This is a genomic window from Neorhizobium galegae, from assembly GCF_017877135.1.
Classification (GTDB): Bacteria; Pseudomonadota; Alphaproteobacteria; order Rhizobiales; family Rhizobiaceae; genus Neorhizobium; species Neorhizobium galegae_A.
This window is the reverse complement of the sequence record NZ_JAGIPH010000001.1, coordinates 51,989-75,233: the sequence shown is the minus strand read 5'-3', so window position 1 is coordinate 75,233 and position 23,245 is coordinate 51,989. Positions and strand designations below refer to the sequence as shown.

Sequence of the window (23,245 nt, the reverse complement as noted above, 5' to 3'; positions counted from 1 at the left end):
TCACGGGCTCGTGCGGGGTTTACTTCGCCCGCGCCTGCCACTATTGACGGCGCAATTTCCCCCGAAAGGACGAAGCATACACAGATGCGCAATGAAACCCTGAATATTGTCGACGAAATCAAGCAGGCCATAAGCCTGCTGAGGAGGCATCTTTGACTGGGATCAGGCGGTAAGACGACTGGACTGGTTGAACAACAAGGCAGAGGATCCGAGCCTCTGGAACGATGCGGCCGAAGCCCAGAAGCTGATGCGCGAGCGCCAGCAGCTGGATGATGCGATTGCCGGCGTCAAGGCGCTCGAACTGCGCCTGAAGGACAATGTCGAGCTGATCGAGCTTGGCGAGGAAGAAGGCGACGACGGCATCGTCGGCGAGGCCGAGGATGCGCTGAAGGCGCTGCGGTCCGAAGCGGCGCGCCGGCAGGTGGAAGCCATGCTGTCGGGCGAAGCCGACGGCAACGATACCTATGTGGAAGTGCATTCGGGCGCCGGCGGCACCGAAAGCCAGGATTGGGCGAACATGCTGTTGCGCATGTACACCCGCTGGGCCGAGCGTTCGGGCTTCAAGGTGGAACTGCTCGAAGTGCATGACGGCGACGAGGCCGGCATCAAGTCCGCGACCATTCTGGTCAAGGGCCACAATGCCTATGGCTGGATGAAGACCGAATCGGGCGTGCATCGCCTGGTGCGCATCTCGCCCTATGACAGCAATGCGCGCCGCCACACCTCGTTCTCATCCATCTGGGTCTATCCGGTGGTCGACGATTCGATCAATATCGAGATCAACGAGAGCGATTGCCGCATCGATACGTTCCGCTCGTCGGGCGCCGGCGGCCAGCACGTCAACACCACCGATTCGGCCGTGCGCATCACGCATATTCCGACGGGCATTGTCGTGGCCTGCCAGCAGGAACGCTCGCAGCACAAGAACAAGGCCAAGGCCTGGGACATGCTGCGTGCGCGCATGTACGAAGCCGAGCTGAAGAAGCGCGAAGAGGCCGCAAACGCCGAAGCCGCATCGAAGACGGATATCGGCTGGGGCCACCAGATCCGCTCCTACGTGCTGCAGCCCTACCAGCTGGTCAAGGACCTGCGCACCGGCGTCGAAAGCACCGATCCGGACAGCGTGCTGAACGGCGAGTTGAACGATTTCATGGAGGCAGCCCTTGCCCACCGCATCAGCGGCGGCGCCGGCGCCGAAGTGGCCGATATCGACTGAGGGTCTTCGACCTGATCCATCAAGGTGGCGCGTCTCCTGAAAGGGCGACGCGCCATTTTTTCATGCGCGCCTTGCTCAGTCGGAAAACTGCTCGGCCAGGATGCGTTCCGACCAGGAATGGTCGGGGTCGGACAGGATGCGGGCCGTGCGCGCATTTGACTGGGCGATGCGCACATGCAGCACGTCCTTGACCTCGGTATTGTCGGCCACCGCATTGGTGGGCCGCTTTTCCGGCTCCAGCACATCGATTTCCACGCAGACCTTGTTGGGCAGAAGTGCACCGCGCCAGCGGCGCGGGCGAAAGGCCGACACCGGCGTCATGGCCAGAAGCGGTGCTTCGAGCGGCAGGATCGGTCCGTGGGCGGAGAGGTTGTAGGCGGTGGATCCGGCGGGCGTGGCAATCATCAGCCCGTCGCAGATCAGTTCGGACAGCCGCACATGGCCGTCGATGGTGACCCGGAGCTTCGCCGCCTGGTAGGACTGGCGAAACAGGTAGACCTCGTTGATGGCAAGCGCCACCGAGCTTGTGCCGTCGGCATTCACTGTCGTCATCTGCAGCGGATGAAAATCGTTTTCCAGTGCGTTGTCGATGCGCTCCTGCAAAAGGTCGACGCGGTAATCGTTCATCAGGAAACCGACCGACCCGCAGTTCATGCCGTAGATCCGCTTGCCGCTGTTGATCGTCTGGTGAAGCGTCTGCAGCATGAAGCCATCGCCGCCAAGGGCAATGATGACATCGGCGTCTTCGACGCTGGCATTGCCGTAAAGACCGGTCAGTTCCGACAGCGCAATCTGCGCTTCGGGCGCCGACGATGCCATGAAGCAAAGACGTTTGGAATTCGATGACATTGGCGCACCTCTTCTGGTGCACCTTGGTACAGGAAAAACGGCGGTGGAAACAAGTGCTTGGGCAGGGGAATGCAACCGCTTGCCGGTGCGCGCCTGAAACGCGGTAGCGGAAGGGGCGTAAAAGGGTGAGGCGCCGGACTGGGAAGTGGAATGGTGCCCCCGACAAGGTTCGAACTCGTGACCCCCTGATTACAAATCAGGTGCTCTACCAACTGAGCTACAAGGGCATTCCGAGGTGCGAGTTACCATATTCTGCGTGTGTGTAAAGAGGAAAGTGCACCGGTCCGGCCCGGAAGCGGCGAAGGGGGCTGTGCCGGGACGATGTCGCAGACTGTATCATATTAGGAAATACTGAGAAAAAGAAGCGTTTGAGGCTTTTCCTTCACTCTTGGTTAGAGACCTTGCCCTAGATTTGGAAAGCCGGGTGATGCGGTCTTGCGTCCCTTCCGAGATGAATGCGGACCCGGCCTGGAGAATGCTCTGCACGAGCCTGCCTTTTTACTGCGGGCCGGCGGGAGAGTGGAGCGCCGCCCAGATCATTCGCTTTTCAACAGTTTTCGCAGGCGCTTCTGCGGACGGTGAGCGGTGGCCGCCTGCGCCGATCTGCCCGCCTTGCGGCGGCACCGGTTCGCGAACGACACGAGAGGGACTGTCCGCCATGGCGTCATCCGACATATTCGAGATCATTGCCTTTCGGCTCGGGGAGCAAAACTTCTGCATTCGCACCACCAGCGTGCGCGAGATCCGCGGATGGGCGCCCTCCATGCCGATCCCCAATGCGCCCGGGCATGTTCTGGGCGTGATGAACCTGCGCGGCACCGTCATCCCGACCATCGATCTGGCCTATCGTCTCGGCATGTCGCCCGCCGAGCGCAGCGAACGCAGCGCCATCGTGGTGGTGGAGGCCGGAAGCGAGATCATCGGCCTGCTCGTCGATCACGTCACGGACATGCTGTCGGTTTCGCAAGACCAGTTGCAGCCGGTGCCCGATGTCGTCTCCTCCTTCGACAGCCGCTTTTGCGACGGCATCATCACCCATGCAGACGGAATGATCTGCTTCATCAATGTCCAGCGCCTGTTTGGCGTCGACGGCCTGTCGGACGCTGCCTGACGCTGCTGCCGCCAGGATGGCGGTTGTCCTGACCCTGTTCCCCGAACCATCGACCCGAGCGAGTGACTCATGCGTATCCTTGCACATCTTGCCGTTCTCCTTGCCGCCCTGTCCGTGTCTGCCCCTGCCGCCTGGTCGCTCGACAAGCCGACCGGGCCGGTCATCCTCACCGTGAAGGGGAAACTTGCCACGCCCAATGTCGGCGAAACGGCCCAGTTCGATCTTGCCATGCTGGAAAAGCTTGCCGGGCGCACCGGCAAGATGAAGACACCGTGGACGGAAGGCGAAACGGAGTTTTCCGGACCTCTGGTGCGCTCGGTGCTGACGGCTGCCGGCGCACAGGGCAATACCTTGCTGGTGCGCGCCATCAACGACTATTTCGCCACCGTCCCGGCCGAGGACGCGCTGAAGCATGAGACGATTCTCGCCACCCGCGCCAATGGCAAGCTGATGTCGGTGCGCGACAAGGGGCCGCTCTTCCTCATCTATCCCTTCGATCTGGAGCCGGGCCTCTACAACGAAGCCTATTTCTCGCGCTCCGTCTGGCAGATCAAGGAGATCGAGGTAAAACCGTGATGGCGCAGACCCTTTTCAGCGGTGACGTGATCCGCAAGGCGAGCCGGATCACGGCGATACTGCAGATATTCGCAGTCGTCCTGCTGGCGATCCTCGTCTCGGTCTATGTGGATATTTCCACCCGCCAGCGCGACATGCGCGATGCGGTGCGGGAAAACGCCATGTGGTCCGTCTACCAGCTGAATCGGGAAAGCGGCGAACTCGTTCACGACCTGCAGCTGATGCTGTCCAGCGGAAATCTGGGCGAGGATCGGCTGCAGGGACTGTCCTTGCGCTATGACGTTGTGTTTTCCCGCATGGACATGCTGAAGAAGGCGCAGTTCGAGAAGAATTTCGCCATCGATGTCCAGGTGGGCAAGCACCTCAACCAGATCCAGAAGATCATATTTGAAAGCCAGCCGGTCTTCGATGCCATCGCAGCCGGCCAGCCGGTGTCGCTGGAGGAACTGCAGGGTCTGGACGGCCAGTGGTCGCGGCTTGTCGATTCCACCAGCGAACTTCTCGTCTATACCAATACATTCGTCTCGAGCGAACGGGCAAAAGCCCGCATTGAGCTGGAGGGCCTGCAGCGCAAGTCGATCGTGCTGATTGGCCTGCTGGTGCTGTCGGTCGCCTTCCTCATTCTGACGCTGCAACGCCAGTTGCGCAGTGTCCAGGCCGCCGGCGTGAGTCTCGAGGCCATGGCCGAGCAGCTCAGCGTATCCTACCAGGCAGCCGAGGCCGGCAACCGGGCAAAATCGCAGTTCATGGCCACCATGGGGCATGAGATCCGGACCCCGCTCAACGCCATCCTCGGCATGGTGGAGCTTCTGGAACTCGGCCGGCTTTCGGCAGAAACGTCGGCCCATATCCGCACCATCCGCCGCTCCGGCGAGGCACTGCTCGACATCATCAACGAGATCCTCGACTACGCCAAGATCGAGCATGGCAAGCTGGAACTCGAACGACGCCCGGTCGATTTGCAGGCGCTCGCCGAAACCTGCACCGACATGATGCGCGGCCGTGCGGCGGAAGCGGGAAACACCGTGACGCTGGAAATTGCCGGAGAGTGGCATGCCCGCACGGTGCTGTCCGATCCGACGCGGCTGCGCCAGGTCATTCTCAACTTCATCAGCAACGGGGTGAAATTCACCCAGGGCGGCCGGGTGACCCTGCGCATGTCCCAGACACGGCGCAAGGGCGGGCTCTGGCTGCGCGTCGAGGTCCAGGACACGGGCATCGGCATCGATGAGGAGGGCAAGGCAAAACTCTTCCAGCCCTTCTCGCAGGTCGATGCCAGCATCAGCCGCCGCTATGGCGGAACCGGGCTTGGCCTCATCATCTGCAAGGAGATCATCGATCGCTTCGGCGGGTCGGTCGGCGTCGACAGTACGGTGGGCGAGGGCAGTACGTTCTGGTTCGACATGCCGATCGAGGCCACCGAGGCCGTCACCTCACAGCAGGGCGAAAAGGGCAATGCACCGCTTGTGGCGCTGAGGCGCCTGAGAATCCTCGTGGCGGAAGACAACAAGGTCAACCAGCAGGTGATTCTGGGTTACCTCGATCATCTCGGCCAAGACGCGACGCTTGCGGAAAATGGCGCGCTGGCCGTGGAGCGGGCCGCGGCCGAACCTTTCGACCTCATCCTCATGGACATGCAGATGCCCGTCATGGACGGCATCGAGGCGACGCGGCAGGTGCGCGCCGGCGGTGGACCATGCCGCGATGTGCCGGTGGTGGCGCTCACCGCCAATGCCTCGGAGGAAGACCGTCGCCTGTGCCTGGAGGCGGGCATGACCGGCTTTCAGGCAAAGCCGATCGGCATTGCCGTTCTGCACCGGCTGATCCGCGAGGTGGAACGTGAACTGGGCGATGATGCGGGACTTGTGTCCGCTGCGCCGCCTGCCGCGGTATCAAGACCGCAGGTCGCTGCGCCGCCCGCTACGCCCGTGGTGTCCGCTGCGCCGGTAACCACGCCTTCTGTCGCAGCCACCGTCTCGGCGCGCCGGCAGGAGATCGCCGAGATCCTCGGCGAGGACGGGTTCCAGGAACTGCTGGATGCGTTCTTCGAGGATGCCGTGGACATTCTGGCCGGTCTTCATGCGATGCTTGCAAGCGGCGAGCGGCACAAGCTCGATCCCCTGCTGCACAATCTGAAGGGCTCCGCCTCCAATATCGGGCTGATGGACATTTCCGACCTGTCGCAGGCGCTGCGCCATTCGGATCCGTCGCCTGCCGATATCGACTTGCTGGCGCAGATGGTGAACGCCGCGCGCCAGTCCCTTGCCGCCCAAGACCAGACCGTTGCTGCTTAAGGACAGAGAGACGATGAAAATTCTCGTGGTCGACGACAACAAAACCAACCTCATCCTTCTGAAGAAGCTCGCCAGCACAGTGTCCGGCTGCACGGCTATCGCTTTTTCAGGCCCGGAAGAGGCGCTCGGCGCCATGCCGGATCTCGATTTCGACATCGGCGTCATCGACTTCCAGATGCCGGTCTATAACGGCGTCGATCTGCTTGTCGAAATCCGCCGGTTCGAAAAATACCGCGACAAGCCCTTCGTCGTGGTGACCGCCGATGGCGATACGGAAACCCGCATGACGGCGATCAATGCCGGCGCGATCGATTTCCTGACCAAGCCGATCAATCCAGCGGAATTCCAGGCGCGCATCCGCAATCTGGTGGCGCTTGTTCAGGCGCGCAACCAGCTGGCGGAGAAGGCGATCTGGATCAAGACCGAGGTGGAAAAGGCGGTCGACGAACTGCGTGAGCGCGAGCAGGAAATCATCTATCGCCTGACGCTTGCCGCCACCTACAAGGATACCGATTCGGCCCTGCATACGCTGCGCGTCGGCGCCTATGCGGAGGCGATCGCCAAGGCCTATGGTCTGCCGGCCGCCATCTGCAGCGATATCCGCATTGCCGCCCCGATGCATGATATCGGCAAGGTCGGCATTCCCGATGCCATGCTGCTGAAGCGCGGCACCTATGTCGATCCGGAAGTGACCTATCTGAAAAGCAACAGCGCCATCGGCGGCCATATCCTGGGTCAGTCACGCATCAGCCTGCTGCAGCTTGCCGCCGATATCGCCAGCGCCCATCACGAGCGCTATGACGGCCAGGGCTATCCGGAGCGGCTGGCCGGAGACGAGATCCCGCTTGCCGGGCGCATCGTTGCGATCGCCGACAGTTTTGATGCGCTGACCATTGCGCGGCCCTACAAGGCAGCCTGGACGCTGGAGCGCGCCGTCCAGCACATCCAGGAGCGCGCCGGATCGCAATATGATCCGCTCTGCGTGGCCGCCTTCATCAAGAGCCTGCCGGCAATCCGCCAGATCATGGCCGTCCACCCGGATCAAGCGTCCGAGGATCTGGCGGAGGCAGGCTAGCCGGCCAAGCCGGCCCACGGTCAAACCGTTGCGGGAACCATTGCCGGGATCACGCGTTGCGCGTACAAATAAGGCAAAACGAGGGGGCCATGGCGTTTCGAATTCTGGTCGTAGAGGACCAGCTGCTGATTGCGCTTCACATTGAGGAAGCGGTCCTTGCACTCGGCCACGAGGTGGCCGGGATTGCGGCCAATCGCGCCGATGCGCTGCGCTACTCCGATGCCTGCGATATCGCCTTTGTCGACGTGCAGCTGCAGGATGGTCCGACCGGCCCTGACATCGGTCGGAGCCTCGCCGCCAAGGGCGCGACCGTCGTGTTCATGACGGCCAACCCGGAAGCGCTTTCGGGCGGCGTGCCCGGCGCGCTTGGCGTCATTTCCAAACCCCTGTTCGATCTGGAGCTGATCGGCTCCATCCAGTATGCCGCAGAGGTGCGCGCCGGAAACGACGCGCTGCCGCCGGAGCGGATGCGTCGTTTTTCGGCGTGACGGACAGCCGAGCGCGCGCCTGCGCCGATCAATCCGTGGGTTGGGCAAGATGCCGGCGTGATGCATAGAGCGCAATTGCGGCGGCATTGGAGACATTGAGCGACTTGATAGCGCCGGGCATGTCAAGACGCGCAAGCGCAGTGCAGGTCTCGCGGGTCTTCTGGCGAAGTCCCTTGCCTTCGGAACCCAGCACCAGCGCCACCTTCGATCCGGCAAAGGTGCCCTCGAGCGGCTGCGGTCCTTCCGAATCGAGACCGATGGTCTGGAAGCCGAGCCGATGCAGTTCGCCGAGCGCATCGGCAAGATTCGTCACCTGGATATAGGGGATCATTTCAAGAGCGCCGGAGGCGGATTTTGCCAGCACGCCGGATTCCGTCGGGCTGTGGCGCTGCGTGGTGATGATGGCGCCTGCCTCGAAGGCGACAGCCGAGCGCATGATGGCGCCGACATTGTGCGGATCGGTCACCTGATCCAGCACGAGCAGCAGCGGGCTTTCCTTCAGCGCCTCCAGCCGGCGCATCGGAAGCGGCCGGGTTTCCAGCATGACGCCCTGGTGAATGGCATCGGGACCCAGAACCTTGTCCAGATCCTGCGGCGACACGAACTCGACGGGGTAGGGCAGGCTTTCAGGCTGCCCGATATCGAGGCGCGCAAAGGCGTTCTGGGTCACCGACAGCTTGATCAGCTTGCGCGCGCGGTTGTCGAGGGCGGCACGCACCGTGTGAAGGCCATAGAGATAGACGACGTCGGGCGCCAGTTGCGGCGGCGTCCAGTCTTCCTTGCGGCGACTGCGGCGGTCCTGCTGCGGGGTCGGGATTTCGCCACGCTCACGCTTGGCGTCGCGCACCTGTCGGCGCAGCGTCGCGTAATGGGTGTCGCGGGCGGATTTGTCGGGGCGATCTTCCTTGCTCATGGCCGCCTTATACAGATGCGCCGCCATCCGGCATAGTCCCGGCCTCTGTCCACAGGCCGCTGGAGAGATTTAAATTTTCTGTCATTTTTCGTTTCCAGTCGTGTTGACAGAGGCGAACGGGGCAGTCATATACGCCGCCGTGACTGAGGCAAACGACTTCGCCGCAGACACAGACGAGCTTGGTCTTCGGTCCAGACAGAATACTGGAGGGATGCCCGAGTGGTTAAAGGGGACGGACTGTAAATCCGTTGGCTCAGCCTACGTTGGTTCAAATCCAACTCCCTCCACCATTCTGATCTTCGACCGACAAGCCACCCCGCGGGTATAGCTCAATGGTAGAGCAGCAGCCTTCCAAGCTGAATACGCGGGTTCGATTCCCGCTACCCGCTCCAAGTTCCCCAGGCACCACAGACCCACTCTGACGATGCGCCGGAAGCGCCGGGCCTTGTAGACGGCGACACCGTAATTATATCTTGCGCATCGAACGGGAAAGCCGTACACGGCGACACCAAATCCGCACGCGCGGGTCCATCATTCTTTTTGATCACAGGAAGCATCAATGGCAAAGAGCAAGTTTGAGCGCAACAAGCCGCATGTGAACATCGGCACGATTGGCCACGTTGACCACGGCAAGACGTCTCTGACGGCAGCGATCACGAAGTATTTCGGCGAGTTCAAGGCGTACGACCAGATCGACGCTGCTCCGGAAGAAAAGGCGCGCGGCATCACCATCTCGACGGCGCACGTCGAGTATGAGACGGCCAACCGTCACTATGCGCACGTTGACTGCCCCGGCCACGCCGACTACGTCAAGAACATGATCACCGGTGCAGCGCAGATGGACGGCGCGATCCTGGTTTGCTCGGCAGCCGACGGCCCGATGCCGCAGACCCGCGAGCACATCCTGCTTGCCCGTCAGGTTGGCGTTCCGGCCATCGTCGTATTCCTCAACAAGGTCGACCAAGTTGACGACGCCGAGCTTCTCGAGCTCGTCGAGCTGGAAGTTCGTGAACTTCTGTCGTCCTACGACTTCCCGGGCGACGATATCCCGATCGTCAAGGGTTCGGCTCTTGCTGCTCTTGAAGATTCGGACAAGAAGATCGGTGAAGACGCGATCCGCGAGCTGATGGCTCAGGTCGACGCCTACATCCCGACGCCTGAGCGCCCGATCGACCAGCCCTTCCTGCTGCCGATCGAAGACGTGTTCTCGATCTCTGGCCGTGGTACGGTTGTGACGGGCCGCGTCGAGCGTGGTATCGTCAAGGTTGGCGAAGAAGTCGAAATCGTCGGCATCCGCGCCACGACCAAGACGACGGTGACCGGCGTTGAAATGTTCCGCAAGCTGCTCGACCAGGGCCAGGCCGGCGACAACATCGGCGCTCTGATCCGTGGCGTTCAGCGTGACGGCGTCGAGCGTGGCCAGATCCTGTGCAAGCCGGGCTCTGTCAAGCCGCACAAGAAGTTCATGGCTGAAGCCTACATCCTGACGAAGGAAGAAGGCGGCCGTCATACGCCGTTCTTCACCAACTACCGTCCGCAGTTCTACTTCCGCACGACGGACGTGACCGGCATCGTGTCGCTTCCGGAAGGCACGGAAATGGTTATGCCTGGCGACAACGTCACCGTTGCCGTTGAGCTGATCGTTCCGATCGCGATGGAAGAAAAGCTGCGCTTCGCAATCCGCGAAGGCGGCCGCACCGTCGGCGCCGGCATCGTCGCCTCGATCATCGAGTAATCGATATCGCACCCTGTCTTCCCGCAAGGGAATATGAAGGAGCCTCGCCGGCAACGGCGAGGCTCTCTTTATATGTCTGGCGAAGACTGATTCGATGAGGGCGGCTCAAATGATGAAAGTCTGGCAGGAGCGAATCGGACGAATCGCCTGCGCGGTGATTCTCGTCAGTCTGAGCCTTGCGGTTGCGCCGGACGCTGAGGCGGCGTGTCCGGAGCGGCCTGCCGCGGATGCGGGTGCAAGGGTGGCCCTGGTCACCGCGGGTCGGACGGTCGCTGCGTCGGTTTCAAGGATATCGACAAGGTCTGTGGCCCCGCGCCACACGCCCTGTGCCGCTTCGAGAATGCGCCGGGAGCCGGTCTTAACCGTGAATGCTCCGGAGCCACCGGCAGCGGCTGCCCGAAGCCGTTGAACACCACATTCCGGCTGTACAGAAAGTGCAGCAAATTTAACAAAGCCCCTTGCCAAGCCGGCAGTCCCATCTTAAAGAGCGCCATGTCTTCGAAAGGGGCGGCCGGCACCGGCAGGTTCTCTTGCGACGAATAGGGGTATAGCTCAGTTGGTAGAGCGGCGGTCTCCAAAACCGCAGGTCGTCGGTTCAAGCCCGGCTGCCCCTGCCATTCATTTCCGCGCGGCGACATGATCTTTCATTGGCGCAGGGCAGGAGGGCAGGCCGGCCCATATCGGCAAATTGCATGGATGCCGTTTTTACCCTTGTGAAAGGGGAGAGCTGTGTTTATGTAGGGTACAAACAGACACGCGGTGCGTGGGGCTGAAGAAGTTCAGCTTGCGCGCCGTAATTGCGTGGGCAGTCATGGCATCCAAAACGAATCCATTCGCGTTTCTGCAGCAGGTTCGCGCTGAAACGGCAAAAGTTACCTGGCCTTCCCGTCGTGAGACGATGATCTCCACGGCCATGGTGCTTGTGATGGTGGTTTTTGCCGCGCTGTTCTTTTTTGCGGCGGACCAGCTGATCGGCTGGATCATCCGGCTCGTTCTGAGCATCAGCGTTTAAATTTGTGGAGATGAAGATGGCGGCACGTTGGTACATCGTCCACGCATATTCGAATTTCGAGAAGAAGGTTGCCGAGGATATCGAACATAAGGCTCGCCAGAAGGGGCTTGAGCATCTGTTCGAAAAGATCCTGGTGCCGACGGAAAAGGTTGTCGAAGTTCGCCGCGGCCGCAAGGTCGATGCCGAGCGCAAGTTTTTCCCGGGCTACGTGCTGGTGCGCGCCAACCTGACGGATGAGGCCTATCACCTCATCAAGAATACGCCGAAGGTGACCGGGTTCCTCGGATCCGACAACAAGCCGGTTCCGATCCCGGATTTCGAAGCCGACCGCATCCTGGGCCAGGTCCAGGAAGGTGTCGAGCGGCCGAAGTCCTCGATCTCGTTCGAGATCGGCGAGCAGGTTCGCGTGTCCGACGGGCCGTTCGCCTCGTTCAACGGCATTGTTCAGGATGTCGACGAGGAGCGTTCGCGCCTCAAGGTGGAAGTGTCGATCTTCGGTCGCGCAACGCCGGTCGAACTGGAATACGCTCAGGTCGAGAAGGTCTGAGACGACGCGGGAAGGTGACTTCCCGACCCCGCGTGGGAGGATGACGGTCTTTTAAGCCGGACCGACCAGACGCACCACGCAACCGCAGCCGCCGGCCTCGTCCGGCATATCTGGACCGGGCAACCGGTTCTCACTGAAAGGCAGAGAAATGGCTAAAAAAGTAGCAGGCCAGCTCAAGCTCCAGGTCAAGGCAGGATCGGCCAACCCGTCCCCGCCGATCGGCCCGGCCCTTGGTCAGCGCGGCATCAACATCATGGAATTCTGCAAGGCGTTCAACGCCGCCACGCAGGAAATGGAAAAGGGTATGCCGATCCCGGTCGTCATTACCTATTACCAGGACAAGTCCTTCACGTTTGCGATGAAGCAGCCGCCGGTTACCTACTGGCTGAAGAAGGAAGCGAAGATCACCTCCGGTTCCAAGACCCCCGGCAAGGGCGGCAAGGCCGGCTCCATCACCAAGGCTCAGGTGCGCACGATCGCCGAAGCCAAGATGAAGGATCTCAACGCTGCCGACATCGAAGGCGCAATGCTGATGGTTGAGGGCTCCGCCCGCTCCATGGGCCTGGAAGTGGTGGCTTGATCATGGCAAAGCTTGCAAAGCGTATTCAGAAGGGCCGTGAAGGCATCGATCCCACCAAGCTGATTGCTCTTTCCGACGCAATCGCGCTGGTCAAGGACCGTGCAACGGCCAAGTTCGACGAAACCGTCGAAATCGCCATGAACCTCGGCGTCGATCCGCGTCACGCAGACCAGATGGTTCGCGGCGTGGTCAACCTGCCGAACGGCACCGGCCGTGACGTTCGCGTCGCCGTCTTCGCCCGTGGCGCCAAGGCTGACGAAGCCAAGGCTGCCGGTGCAGACATCGTCGGCGCCGAAGACCTTTTGGAAATCGTCCAGGGCGGCAAGATCGACTTCGATCGCTGCATCGCGACCCCGGACATGATGCCGCTCGTCGGTCGTCTCGGTAAGGTTCTCGGTCCGCGTGGCATGATGCCGAACCCGAAGGTCGGCACCGTGACCATGGACGTCGCCGGCGCCGTCAAGGCATCCAAGGGCGGTGCTGTCGAGTTCCGCGTCGAGAAGGCTGGTATCATCCATGCCGGTATCGGCAAGGCTTCCTTCGACGCCAAGGCTCTGGAAGAAAACATCAAGGCATTTGCCGACGCCGTCATCAAGGCGAAGCCGGCCGGTGCCAAGGGCAACTACCTGAAGCGCGTCGCACTCTCCTCGACCATGGGTCCGGGTGTGCGCGTCGAGCCTTCGACGGTAACGGCCTGATTTTGAATTGAGCAGGGCATCTGGCTCTGCTCCGAACAGTTTCCGGCCTTTCGGGGCCGGAAATGCCCGGTGTCAAAACCTGGCACTCCTGTCCGAGATTGCGGGCGGCCTCACGGCCTTAATAGTCGCCTGCATGAGACGGGTAAGATCCGGTATTTAAACGTCTGATGACGTCTTGAAGTTCGGTTCGAGCCTTATTCGCCTTGCGGTTGGATTTTTGGTCCATCCGGAGGGGACAGGATCCTCAAGCGTCGCTTGGGATCTGTAACAGGGATCCCTTGAGGCAAAGGCAAACCCGGTGGGGCCTGCAGGATTGCGGTCCCATCAACTGGAGACAGACAGTGGAAAGAGCGGAAAAACGCGAATTCGTCACGGAGCTGAACGAAGTCTTCAAGGCTTCCGGTTCGGTTGTCGTGGCCCACTATGCTGGTGTCACAGTTGCGCAGATGAACGACTTCCGTTCGAAAATGCGCGCTGCTGGCGGCACCGTCAAAGTCGCGAAGAACCGCCTGGCCAAGATCGCTCTTCAGGGCACGGAAGCCGAAGGGATCACCGATCTCTTCAAGGGTCAGACGCTGATTGCATTCAGCAATGATCCGATTGTGGCTCCGAAGGTCGTCATGGATTTCGCCAAGACCAACGACAAGATCGTTGTCCTCGGCGGCGCCATGGGAACAACCACGTTGTCCGCCGATGCAGTCAAGTCGCTTGCGACCCTGCCTTCGCTGGACGAACTGCGTGCAAAGCTGCTGGGCATGATTCAGACCCCGGCAACCCGCATCGCAGGCGTTGTGGCAGCACCGGCAGCTCAGCTTGCCCGCGTGTTTGCGGCCTATGCAAAGAAGGACGAAGCCGCGTAAGGCGGTTTTTCGCTGTTCATACCCTAACCCGTTCGTTTCGAACCGAACATCTATTAAGGAAGTTGTAAAATGGCTGATCTCGCAAAGATCGTTGAAGACCTCTCCGCTCTGACGGTTCTGGAAGCTGCTGAGCTTTCCAAGCTGCTCGAAGAAAAGTGGGGCGTTTCGGCTGCTGCACCGGTAGCCGTTGCTGCTGCTGGCGGCGCTGCTGCTGCACCGGTCGAAGAAGAAAAGACCGAATTCGACGTGATCCTGGTTGACGCTGGCGCCAACAAGATCAACGTCATCAAGGAAGTCCGCGCCATCACCGGTCTCGGCCTCAAGGAAGCCAAGGACCTCGTCGAAGGCGCTCCGAAGGCTGTCAAGGAAGCTGTTTCCAAGGCTGAAGCTGCTGACCTCAAGAAGAAGCTCGAAGACGCCGGCGCCAAGGTCGACGTCAAGTAATATCGAAATGCGATGGGGGAGGGCTTGTCAGCCCTCTCCCGTTGTCCATTTCACCGGAACTGATTACCCAAAAGCCCGTGAAACGGCTTTTGGGTAATGGGTTCTTCAAGAGGATGGTTTCTCCTCGACGCAGACGGCAATCCGGCCGGTGCTTCGAGAGCGGAAACGAGATTGAACAACTCATGATCGACGGGGTCGACTGGCCATCGCACACCGTCCGTTGCAGGCCCGGATGCAATTTTTGAAGGAGCGACGATGGCTCAGACCCTTTCGTTCAATGGTCGTAGGCGCGTACGCAAGTTTTTCGGCAAAATTCCAGAAGTCACAGAAATGCCGAACCTCATCGAGGTTCAGAAGGCATCTTACGACCAGTTCCTCATGGTCGAAGAACCCGCCGGCGGTCGCCCCGATGAGGGGCTTAACGCCGTTTTCCGTTCCGTGTTCCCGATCACGGATTTCTCCGGCGCTTCGATGCTGGAATTCGTGTCCTACGAATTCGAGCCGCCGAAGTTCGACGTCGAGGAATGCCGTCAGCGCGATCTGACCTATGCTGCGCCGCTGAAGGTGACGCTGCGCCTCATCGTGTTCGATATCGACGAGGATACGGGCGCAAAGTCCATCAAGGACATCAAGGAACAGTCCGTCTACATGGGCGACATGCCGCTCATGACCGACAATGGCACGTTCATCGTCAACGGCACCGAGCGCGTCATCGTCTCGCAGATGCACCGGTCCCCGGGCGTCTTCTTCGACCATGACAAGGGCAAGAGCCATTCCTCGGGCAAGCTTCTGTTTGCTGCCCGCGTCATCCCCTATCGCGGTTCCTGGCTTGATATCGAATTCGACGCCAAGGACATCGTCTATGCGCGTATCGACCGTCGCCGCAAGATCCCGGCCACTTCGCTGCTGATGGCGCTTGGCATGGACGGCGAAGAAATCCTGTCGACCTTCTATTCGAAGGCTGTCTACGTGCGCGACGGCAATGGCTGGCGCGTTCCGTTCCAGCCCGAGACGCTGAAGGGCGCCAAGACGCTGTCGGAAATGGTCGACGCCGATACCGGCGAAGTGGTTGTCGAATCCGGCAAGAAGCTCACCCCGCGCCTGCTGCGCCAGCTCGTCGATAAGGGCCTGAAGGCCCTGAAGGCTTCCAACGAAGACCTCTACGGCAACTTCCTCGCCGAAGATCTGGTCAACATGGAAACCGGCGAAATCTATATGGAAGCCGGCGAAGAAATCGACGAGAAGAACCTGCCGAAGATTCTCGAAGTCGGCTTCGACGAGATCCCGATTCTGGGCATCGACCACATCAATGTCGGCGCCTATATCCGCAACACGCTGTCTGTGGACAAGAACGAGAACCGTCAGGACGCTCTGTTCGACATCTACCGCGTCATGCGTCCGGGTGAACCGCCGACCATGGAATCGGCCGAAGCCATGTTCAATTCGCTGTTCTTCGACAGCGAACGCTATGACCTGTCGGCCGTTGGCCGCGTCAAGATGAACATGCGTCTCGACCTCGACGTGGCCGACACCGTGCGGACGCTGCGCAAGGACGACATCCTGGCCGTGGTCAAGATGCTGGTCGAACTGCGCGACGGCAAGGGCGAAATCGACGACATCGACAACCTCGGCAACCGTCGTGTTCGCTCGGTTGGTGAATTGATGGAGAACCAGTATCGCCTGGGTCTTCTGCGCATGGAGCGCGCCATCAAGGAACGCATGTCGTCGATCGAAATCGACACTGTCATGCCGCAGGACCTGATCAACGCCAAGCCGGCTGCCGCTGCGGTGCGTGAATTCTTCGGCTCCTCGCAGCTGTCGCAGTTCATGGACCAGGTGAACCCGCTGTCGGAAATCACCCACAAGCGCCGTCTCTCGGCTCTTGGACCGGGCGGTCTGACCCGCGAGCGCGCAGGCTTTGAAGTCCGCGACGTTCACCCGACCCACTACGGCCGTATCTGCCCGATTGAAACGCCGGAAGGCCCGAACATCGGTCTGATCAACTCGCTGGCCACCTTTGCCCGCGTCAACAAGTACGGCTTTATCGAAAGCCCGTATCGCAAGATCATCGACGGCGTTGTCACCAAGGAAGTGATTTACCTCTCCGCCATGGAAGAGGCAAAATACTACGTGGCGCAGGCCAATGCCGAACTCGACAAGAACGGTTCGTTCGTCGAAGAGTTCGTCGTTTGCCGTCATGCCGGCGAAGTCATGCTGTCGCCGCGCGACACCATCAACCTGATGGACGTTTCGCCGAAGCAGCTGGTCTCTGTTGCCGCAGCTCTCATCCCGTTCCTGGAAAACGACGACGCCAACCGCGCCCTCATGGGTTCCAACATGCAGCGTCAGGCCGTGCCGCTGGTGCGCGCCGAAGCGCCGTTCGTCGGCACCGGCATGGAACCGGTCGTCGCCCGTGACTCCGGTGCTGCCATCGCTGCCCGTCGTGGCGGCGTGGTCGACCAGGTCGACGCGACGCGTATCGTTATCCGCGCCACGGAAGATCTGGATGCCGGCAAGTCCGGCGTCGATATCTACCGCCTGCAGAAGTTCCAGCGTTCCAACCAGAACACCTGCATCAACCAGCGTCCGCTGGTGGCTGTCGGTGACATCCTGAACAAGGGCGACATCATCGCGGACGGTCCCTCGACCGACCTCGGCGACCTGGCGCTCGGCCGCAACGCGCTCGTCGCGTTCATGCCGTGGAACGGCTATAACTACGAAGACTCGATCCTGATGTCGGAACGCATCGTCTCCGACGACGTGTTCACCTCCATCCACATCGAAGAATTCGAAGTGATGGCGCGTGACACCAAGCTTGGTCCGGAAGAAATCACGCGCGACATTCCGAACGTTTCGGAAGAAGCGCTGAAGAACCTCGACGAAGCCGGTATCGTCTACATCGGTGCGGAAGTGGCCCCCGGCGACATTCTCGTCGGCAAGATCACGCCGAAGGGCGAAAGCCCGATGACGCCGGAAGAAAAGCTTCTGCGCGCCATCTTCGGTGAAAAGGCATCCGACGTGCGTGACACGTCCATGCGCATGCCGCCCGGCACCTTCGGCACGATCGTCGAAGTGCGCGTCTTCAACCGCCACGGGGTGGAAAAGGACGAGCGCGCGATGGCCATCGAGCGTGAAGAGATCGAGCGTCTTGCCAAGGACCGTGACGACGAACAGGCAATCCTTGACCGCAACGTCTACGGCCGTCTGGTCGACATGCTGCGCGGCCAGGTTTCGGTTGCCGGCCCGAAGGGCTTCAAGAAGGGCGTTGAGCTGTCCAACGCGGTCGTTTCCGAATATCCGCGGTCGCAGTGGTGGATGTTTGCCGTCGAGGACGAAAAGGTCCAAGGCGAGATCGAAGCCCTGCGTGGCCAGTACGACGAATCCAAATCGCGCCTTGAACAGCGCTTCATGGACAAGGTCGAGAAGGTCCAGCGCGGCGACGAAATGCCTCCGGGCGTCATGAAGATGGTCAAGGTTTTTGTCGCTGTGAAGCGCAAGATCCAGCCAGGCGACAAGATGGCCGGCCGTCACGGCAACAAGGGCGTTGTGTCGCGCATCGTTCCTGTCGAAGACATGCCGTTCCTGGAAGATGGCACGCATGTGGACATCTGCCTGAACCCGCTCGGCGTGCCTTCGCGCATGAACGTCGGTCAGATCCTCGAAACCCATCTGGCCTGGGCTTGCGCCGGCATGGGCAAGAAGATCGGCCAGATGCTGGAAGACTATCGCAAGACGATGGACATCAGCGAGCTGCGCACCGAACTGACCGAGATCTACGCGTCGGAATCGCATGACGAGGTGAAGCGTTTCGACGACGAGTCGCTCGTGCGTCTGGCTGAAGAGGCAAAGCGCGGCGTTTCCATCGCCACGCCGGTCTTTGATGGTGCGCATGAGGAAGACGTCTCGGCCATGCTCGAAAAGGCAGGCCTGCATTCGTCCGGCCAGTCGGTTCTCTATGATGGCCGTACCGGCGAAGCGTTCGACCGCAAGGTCACCGTGGGCTACATGTACATGATCAAGCTCAACCACTTGGTCGATGACAAGATCCATGCACGCTCGATCGGTCCGTACTCGCTCGTCACGCAGCAGCCGCTCGGCGGTAAGGCACAGTTCGGCGGTCAGCGCTTCGGGGAAATGGAAGTCTGGGCTCTGGAAGCCTATGGTGCTGCCTACACCCTGCAGGAAATGCTGACGGTGAAGTCGGACGACGTGGCCGGCCGTACCAAGGTCTACGAGGCGATCGTGCGCGGCGACGACACGTTCGAGGCGGGCATTCCGGAGAGCTTCAACGTTCTCGTCAAGGAAATGCGCTCGCTCGGCCTCTCTGTCGAGCTGGAGAATTCCAAGCTCGACGCGGCCGACGCATCTGGCCAGCTGCCCGACGCGGCAGAATAAATCGGAAAAGGGCGCGCGCTTTCATGAGCGCGCGCCGTCCCCACCTGCGGCTTCCGATTGCAGGGCAGGGGAATTTCGCCGCATTTCGCGGCTATGACCGTTTTAGGCGACGCATCGGTCCTCCCGGGTCAAACGGACCGATGACGCTCGCAAGCGAGGGCGATAGCCCCATAAGGAGACAGGCATGAACCAAGAGGTCATGAATCTTTTCAATCCGCAGGTGCCTGCGCAGCATTTCGATTCCATCCGGATTTCGATCGCCAGCCCTGAGAAGATTCTCTCCTGGTCCTACGGCGAAATCAAAAAGCCGGAGACCATCAACTACCGCACGTTCAAGCCGGAACGCGACGGCCTGTTCTGCGCGCGCATCTTTGGACCGATCAAGGACTACGAATGCTTGTGCGGCAAGTACAAGCGCATGAAGTACAAGGGCATCATCTGCGAAAAGTGCGGCGTGGAAGTGACGCTGTCGCGCGTTCGCCGTGAGCGCATGGGCCATATCGAACTGGCAGCCCCCGTTGCCCATATCTGGTTCCTGAAGTCGCTGCCTTCGCGCATCTCGACGCTGCTCGATATGACGCTGAAGGATGTGGAGCGCGTGCTCTACTTCGAAAACTACATCGTGACGGAACCGGGTCTCACCGCGCTCAAGGAAAACCAGCTTCTGTCCGAAGAGGACTACATGCTGGCGATCGACGAGTACGGCGAAGACCAGTTCACCGCCATGATCGGCGCGGAAGCCATCTTCGAGATGCTGGCGTCGATGAACCTTGAGAAGCTCGCAGGCGACCTGCGCTCGGATCTGGCCGACACGACGTCGGATCTGAAGCAGAAGAAGCTGATGAAGCGTCTGAAGATCGTCGAGAACTTCATCGAATCCGGCAACAAGCCGGAATGGATGATCATGAAGGTCGTTCCCGTGATCCCGCCGGACCTGCGTCCGCTGGTTCCGCTGGACGGCGGCCGTTTCGCGACGTCCGACCTCAACGACCTCTATCGTCGCGTCATCAACCGTAACAACCGTCTGAAGCGCCTGATCGAACTGCGCGCTCCGGGCATCATCATCCGCAACGAAAAGCGCATGCTGCAGGAATCTGTGGACGCGCTGTTCGACAACGGTCGTCGTGGCCGCGTCATCACCGGTGCCAACAAGCGTCCGCTGAAGTCGCTGTCCGACATGCTGAAGGGCAAGCAGGGCCGCTTCCGCCAGAACCTTCTCGGCAAGCGCGTCGACTATTCCGGCCGTTCGGTCATCGTGACCGGTCCGGAACTGAAGCTGCACCAGTGCGGCCTGCCGAAGAAGATGGCGCTCGAACTGTTCAAGCCGTTCATCTACGCCCGCCTCGACGCCAAGGGTTACTCCTCGACCGTCAAGCAGGCCAAGAAGCTGGTTGAAAAGGAAAAGCCGGAAGTTTGGGATATCCTCGACGAGGTCATCCGCGAGCATCCGGTTCTGTTGAACCGCGCACCGACGCTGCACCGTCTGGGCATCCAGGCCTTCGAACCCACGCTGGTCGAGGGCAAGGCCATCCAGCTGCATCCGCTCGTCTGCACGGCCTTCAACGCCGACTTCGACGGTGACCAGATGGCCGTCCACGTGCCGCTGTCGCTGGAAGCCCAGCTCGAGGCCCGCGTGCTGATGATGTCGACGAACAACATCCTTCACCCGGCAAATGGCGCGCCGATCATCGTTCCGTCGCAGGACATGGTTCTCGGCCTCTACTACCTGTCGATCATGAACCAGAACGAGCCGGGCGAAGGCATGGTTTTCTCCGACATGGGCGAATTGCACCATGCGCTGGAAAACAAGGTCGTCACCCTGCACGCCAAGATCCGTGGCCGTTTCAAGTCGATCGACGAAGAGGGCAAGCCCTACACGAAGATCTTCGAAACGACGCCTGGCCGCATGATCATGGGCGAACTCCTGCCGAAGAACGGCAAGGTTCCCTTTGACATCTGCAACCAGGAAATGACCAAGAAGAACATCTCCAAGATGATCGACACGGTCTACCGTCACTGCGGCCAGAAGGACACGGTCATTTTCTGCGACCGGATCATGCAGCTCGGCTTCACGCATGCCTGCCGCGCCGGCATTTCGTTCGGCAAGGACGACATGATCATCCCGGAAACCAAGGCGAAGATCGTTGGCGACACCGAAACGCTCGTCAAAGAATACGAGCAGCAGTACAATGACGGCCTGATCACTCAGGGCGAAAAGTACAACAAGGTCGTCGATGCCTGGGGCAAGGCGACCGAAAAGGTTGCCGAAGACATGATGGCCCGCATCAAGGCCGTCGAGTTCGATCCGGAAACCGGTCGCCAGAAGCCGATGAACGCGATCTACATGATGTCCCACTCCGGCGCCCGCGGTTCTCCGAATCAGATGCGTCAGCTGGGCGGCATGCGCGGCCTGATGGCAAAGCCGTCGGGTGAAATCATCGAGACGCCGATCATCTCGAACTTCAAGGAAGGCCTGACCGTGAACGAGTACTTCAACTCGACGCACGGTGCCCGTAAGGGTCTCGCAGACACCGCCCTGAAGACCGCGAACTCGGGTTACCTCACCCGTCGTCTCGTCGACGTCGCGCAGGATTGCATCGTCAACCTCGTGGATTGCGGCACCGAAAAGGGCCTCACCATGACCGCCATCGTCGATGCCGGTCAGGTCGTTGCCTCCATCGGCGCGCGTGTTCTCGGTCGTACGGCACTGGATGACATCGATCATCCGGTCACTGGCGAGCGTATCGTCGATGCCGGCAAGATGATCCTCGAGCCCGATGTCATCGAGATCGAAAAGGCTGGCATCCAGTCGATCCGTATTCGCTCCGCACTCACCTGCGAAGTCCAGACGGGTGTCTGCTCGGTCTGCTACGGTCGCGACCTTGCCCGCGGTACCCCGGTCAACATGGGTGAAGCGGTCGGCGTCATTGCCGCGCAGTCGATCGGTGAGCCGGGCACACAGCTGACCATGCGTACCTTCCACCTGGGCGGTACGGCAAACGTGGTCGACCAGTCGTTCCTGGAAGCCTCCTACGAGGGCACGATCCAGATCAAGAACCGCAACCTGTTGCGCAATTCCGAAGGCAATCTGATTGCCATGGGTCGCAACTTGGCTGTGACGATCCTGGACGAGCGCGGCGTGGAACGCTCCTCGCAGCGCGTTGCCTACGGTTCGAAGGTGTTCGTGGACGATGGCGACAAGGTCAAGCGCGGCCAGCGTCTGGCCGAGTGGGACCCCTACACGCGTCCGATGCTGACGGAAGTCGAAGGTATCGTGCACTTCGAGGACGTCGTCGACTCGATCTCCGTGACGGAATCGACCGACGAATCCACGGGCATCACCAAGCGTCAGGTTATCGACTGGCGTTCGACCCCGCGTGGCACGGACCTGAAGCCTGCGATCGTCATCAAGGACGCCAGCGGCAACATCCTGAAGCTTGCCCGTGGTGGCGAAGCCCGCTTCATGCTGTCGGTCGATGCCATCCTGTCGGTCGAGCCCGGTCACAAGGTCAGCCAGGGTGACGTTCTTGCGCGTGTTCCGATGGAAAGCGCCAAGACCAAGGACATCACCGGTGGTCTGCCGCGCGTTGCCGAACTGTTCGAAGCCCGTCGTCCGAAGGATCACGCCATCATCGCTGAGATCGATGGCACGATCCGGCTGGGCCGCGACTACAAGAACAAGCGTCGCGTGCTGATCGAGCCGGCGGAAGACGGTGTCGAGCCGGTCGAGTACCTGATCCTGAAGGGCAAGCCCTTCCATCTTCAGGACGGCGACTATATCGAAAAGGGTGACTACATCCTCGACGGTAACCCGGCACCGCACGACATCCTGGCGATCAAGGGCGTCGAGGCTCTGGCTTCGTATCTCGTGAACGAAATCCAGGAAGTCTACCGTCTGCAGGGCGTGGTGATCAACGACAAGCACATCGAGGTGATCGTTCGCCAGATGCTGCAGAAGGTCGAGATCACCGACAGTGGTGACAGCCAGTACATCGTCGGTGACAATGTCGACCGTATCGAACTGGATGACAACAACGAGCGCCTGATCGAGGAAGGCAAGAAGCCGGCATACGGCGAACCTGTCCTGCTCGGCATCACCAAGGCTTCGCTGCAGACCCCGTCCTTCATCTCGGCGGCTTCCTTCCAGGAAACCACCAAGGTGCTGACGGAAGCAGCGATCGCCGGCAAGACCGACACGCTGCAGGGCCTGAAGGAAAACGTCATCGTCGGCCGTCTCATCCCGGCCGGTACCGGCGGGACCATGACGCAGATCCGCCGCATTGCGACCTCGCGCGACGAGATGATCCTCGACGAGCGCCGCAAGGGCACCGGCGCCGGCATCGCAACGCCGATGCTGCAGGAACTGTCGGCCAGCGACGTTCCGGCGGGCGAATGACATCATCCATCCGGCGCGGTTTTTTTCGCGCCGGATGTTTGTCTGCCGGTCGGTTT

The 23,245-nt window shown here is 60.8% G+C and carries 17 protein-coding genes and 4 tRNA genes; 18 read left to right on the top strand and 3 right to left on the bottom strand.

Annotated elements, in window-relative coordinates; translation table 11 throughout:
• The first annotated feature begins 84 nt into the window (after nucleotides 1-84).
• A protein-coding gene (gene prfB / locus J2858_RS00405) for a peptide chain release factor 2 (protein WP_210102792.1) occupies nucleotides 85-1,216 on the top strand; the annotation gives its coding sequence in 2 pieces (ribosomal slippage) (nucleotides 85-153 and nucleotides 155-1,216; 1,131 coding nt in all).
• A gap of 75 nt (nucleotides 1,217-1,291) precedes the next feature.
• Here the strand turns inward: prfB and J2858_RS00400 are convergent.
• A complete protein-coding gene (locus J2858_RS00400; RefSeq protein WP_210102791.1) occupies nucleotides 1,292-2,065 on the bottom strand; it encodes an NAD kinase in 774 nt (257 codons plus the stop codon).
• Between the two features lie 151 nt (nucleotides 2,066-2,216).
• Nucleotides 2,217-2,292 (bottom strand) — tRNA-Thr (locus J2858_RS00395).
• Nucleotides 2,293-2,723: 431 nt separating this feature from the next.
• Here J2858_RS00395 and J2858_RS00390 point away from each other — a divergent pair.
• From J2858_RS00390 to J2858_RS00370, 5 genes are all read left to right on the top strand, one after another.
• Nucleotides 2,724-3,176, top strand: a complete 453-nt coding sequence (locus J2858_RS00390; RefSeq protein ID WP_210102790.1) for a chemotaxis protein CheW — start codon at nucleotides 2,724-2,726, stop codon at nucleotides 3,174-3,176.
• Between the two features lie 69 nt (nucleotides 3,177-3,245).
• Nucleotides 3,246-3,752: a molybdopterin-dependent oxidoreductase gene (locus J2858_RS00385; RefSeq protein ID WP_210102789.1), complete on the top strand. Its 507-nt coding sequence runs from the start codon at nucleotides 3,246-3,248 to the stop codon at nucleotides 3,750-3,752.
• Nucleotides 3,752-6,046, top strand: a complete 2,295-nt coding sequence (locus tag J2858_RS00380) for an ATP-binding protein (RefSeq protein ID WP_210102788.1) — start codon at nucleotides 3,752-3,754, stop codon at nucleotides 6,044-6,046. The genes J2858_RS00385 and J2858_RS00380 overlap by 1 nt, the downstream gene beginning before the upstream one ends.
• A 13-nt stretch (nucleotides 6,047-6,059) precedes the next feature.
• Entirely contained in the window at nucleotides 6,060-7,121 is a 1,062-nt protein-coding gene (locus J2858_RS00375; RefSeq protein WP_210102787.1) for an HD-GYP domain-containing protein, read from the top strand.
• 56 nt (nucleotides 7,122-7,177) lie between these two features.
• Nucleotides 7,178-7,609, top strand: a complete 432-nt coding sequence (locus J2858_RS00370) for a response regulator (protein ID WP_281067707.1) — start codon at nucleotides 7,178-7,180, stop codon at nucleotides 7,607-7,609.
• Between the two features lie 28 nt (nucleotides 7,610-7,637).
• On the opposite strand, the gene rlmB is transcribed toward J2858_RS00370, so the two are convergent.
• Nucleotides 7,638-8,522: a 23S rRNA (guanosine(2251)-2'-O)-methyltransferase RlmB gene (gene rlmB / locus J2858_RS00365; protein ID WP_210102785.1), complete on the bottom strand. Its 885-nt coding sequence runs from the start codon at nucleotides 8,520-8,522 to the stop codon at nucleotides 7,638-7,640.
• Between the two features lie 205 nt (nucleotides 8,523-8,727).
• Here rlmB and J2858_RS00360 point away from each other — a divergent pair.
• The 12 genes from J2858_RS00360 to rpoC all read left to right on the top strand — a co-directional run bounded on the left by J2858_RS00360 (nucleotide 8,728) and on the right by rpoC (nucleotide 23,189).
• Nucleotides 8,728-8,812, top strand: a tRNA-Tyr gene (locus tag J2858_RS00360).
• A 28-nt stretch (nucleotides 8,813-8,840) separates the two neighbouring features.
• Nucleotides 8,841-8,914, top strand: a tRNA-Gly gene (locus J2858_RS00355).
• A 167-nt stretch (nucleotides 8,915-9,081) separates the two neighbouring features.
• Nucleotides 9,082-10,257 (top strand): elongation factor Tu, encoded by a 1,176-nt coding sequence (gene tuf / locus J2858_RS00350; protein WP_210102775.1) that lies wholly within the window; start codon nucleotides 9,082-9,084, stop codon nucleotides 10,255-10,257.
• 541 nt (nucleotides 10,258-10,798) lie between these two features.
• Nucleotides 10,799-10,874 (top strand) — tRNA-Trp (locus J2858_RS00345).
• Between the two features lie 194 nt (nucleotides 10,875-11,068).
• Complete coding sequence (secE, locus tag J2858_RS00340) at nucleotides 11,069-11,269, top strand: preprotein translocase subunit SecE (protein ID WP_210104061.1); 201 nt, start codon at nucleotides 11,069-11,071, stop codon at nucleotides 11,267-11,269.
• 16 nt (nucleotides 11,270-11,285) lie between these two features.
• Nucleotides 11,286-11,816: a transcription termination/antitermination protein NusG gene (gene nusG, locus J2858_RS00335; protein ID WP_210102784.1), complete on the top strand. Its 531-nt coding sequence runs from the start codon at nucleotides 11,286-11,288 to the stop codon at nucleotides 11,814-11,816.
• A 148-nt stretch (nucleotides 11,817-11,964) separates the two neighbouring features.
• Nucleotides 11,965-12,396, top strand: a complete 432-nt coding sequence (gene rplK, locus J2858_RS00330; protein ID WP_210102783.1) for a 50S ribosomal protein L11 — start codon at nucleotides 11,965-11,967, stop codon at nucleotides 12,394-12,396.
• 2 nt (nucleotides 12,397-12,398) lie between these two features.
• Complete coding sequence (gene rplA, locus J2858_RS00325) at nucleotides 12,399-13,094, top strand: 50S ribosomal protein L1 (RefSeq protein ID WP_210102782.1); 696 nt, start codon at nucleotides 12,399-12,401, stop codon at nucleotides 13,092-13,094.
• 341 nt (nucleotides 13,095-13,435) lie between these two features.
• Nucleotides 13,436-13,954, top strand: coding sequence for a 50S ribosomal protein L10 (rplJ, locus tag J2858_RS00320; RefSeq protein WP_006728784.1), 519 nt, complete (start codon nucleotides 13,436-13,438; stop codon nucleotides 13,952-13,954).
• Between the two features lie 69 nt (nucleotides 13,955-14,023).
• Complete coding sequence (rplL, locus tag J2858_RS00315; protein ID WP_210102781.1) at nucleotides 14,024-14,398, top strand: 50S ribosomal protein L7/L12; 375 nt, start codon at nucleotides 14,024-14,026, stop codon at nucleotides 14,396-14,398.
• 255 nt (nucleotides 14,399-14,653) lie between these two features.
• Nucleotides 14,654-18,793 (top strand): DNA-directed RNA polymerase subunit beta, encoded by a 4,140-nt coding sequence (rpoB, locus tag J2858_RS00310; protein WP_210102780.1) that lies wholly within the window; start codon nucleotides 14,654-14,656, stop codon nucleotides 18,791-18,793.
• Nucleotides 18,794-18,977: 184 nt separating this feature from the next.
• Complete coding sequence (gene rpoC / locus J2858_RS00305; protein ID WP_210102779.1) at nucleotides 18,978-23,189, top strand: DNA-directed RNA polymerase subunit beta'; 4,212 nt, start codon at nucleotides 18,978-18,980, stop codon at nucleotides 23,187-23,189.
• The last annotated feature ends 56 nt before the right edge of the window (nucleotides 23,190-23,245 follow it).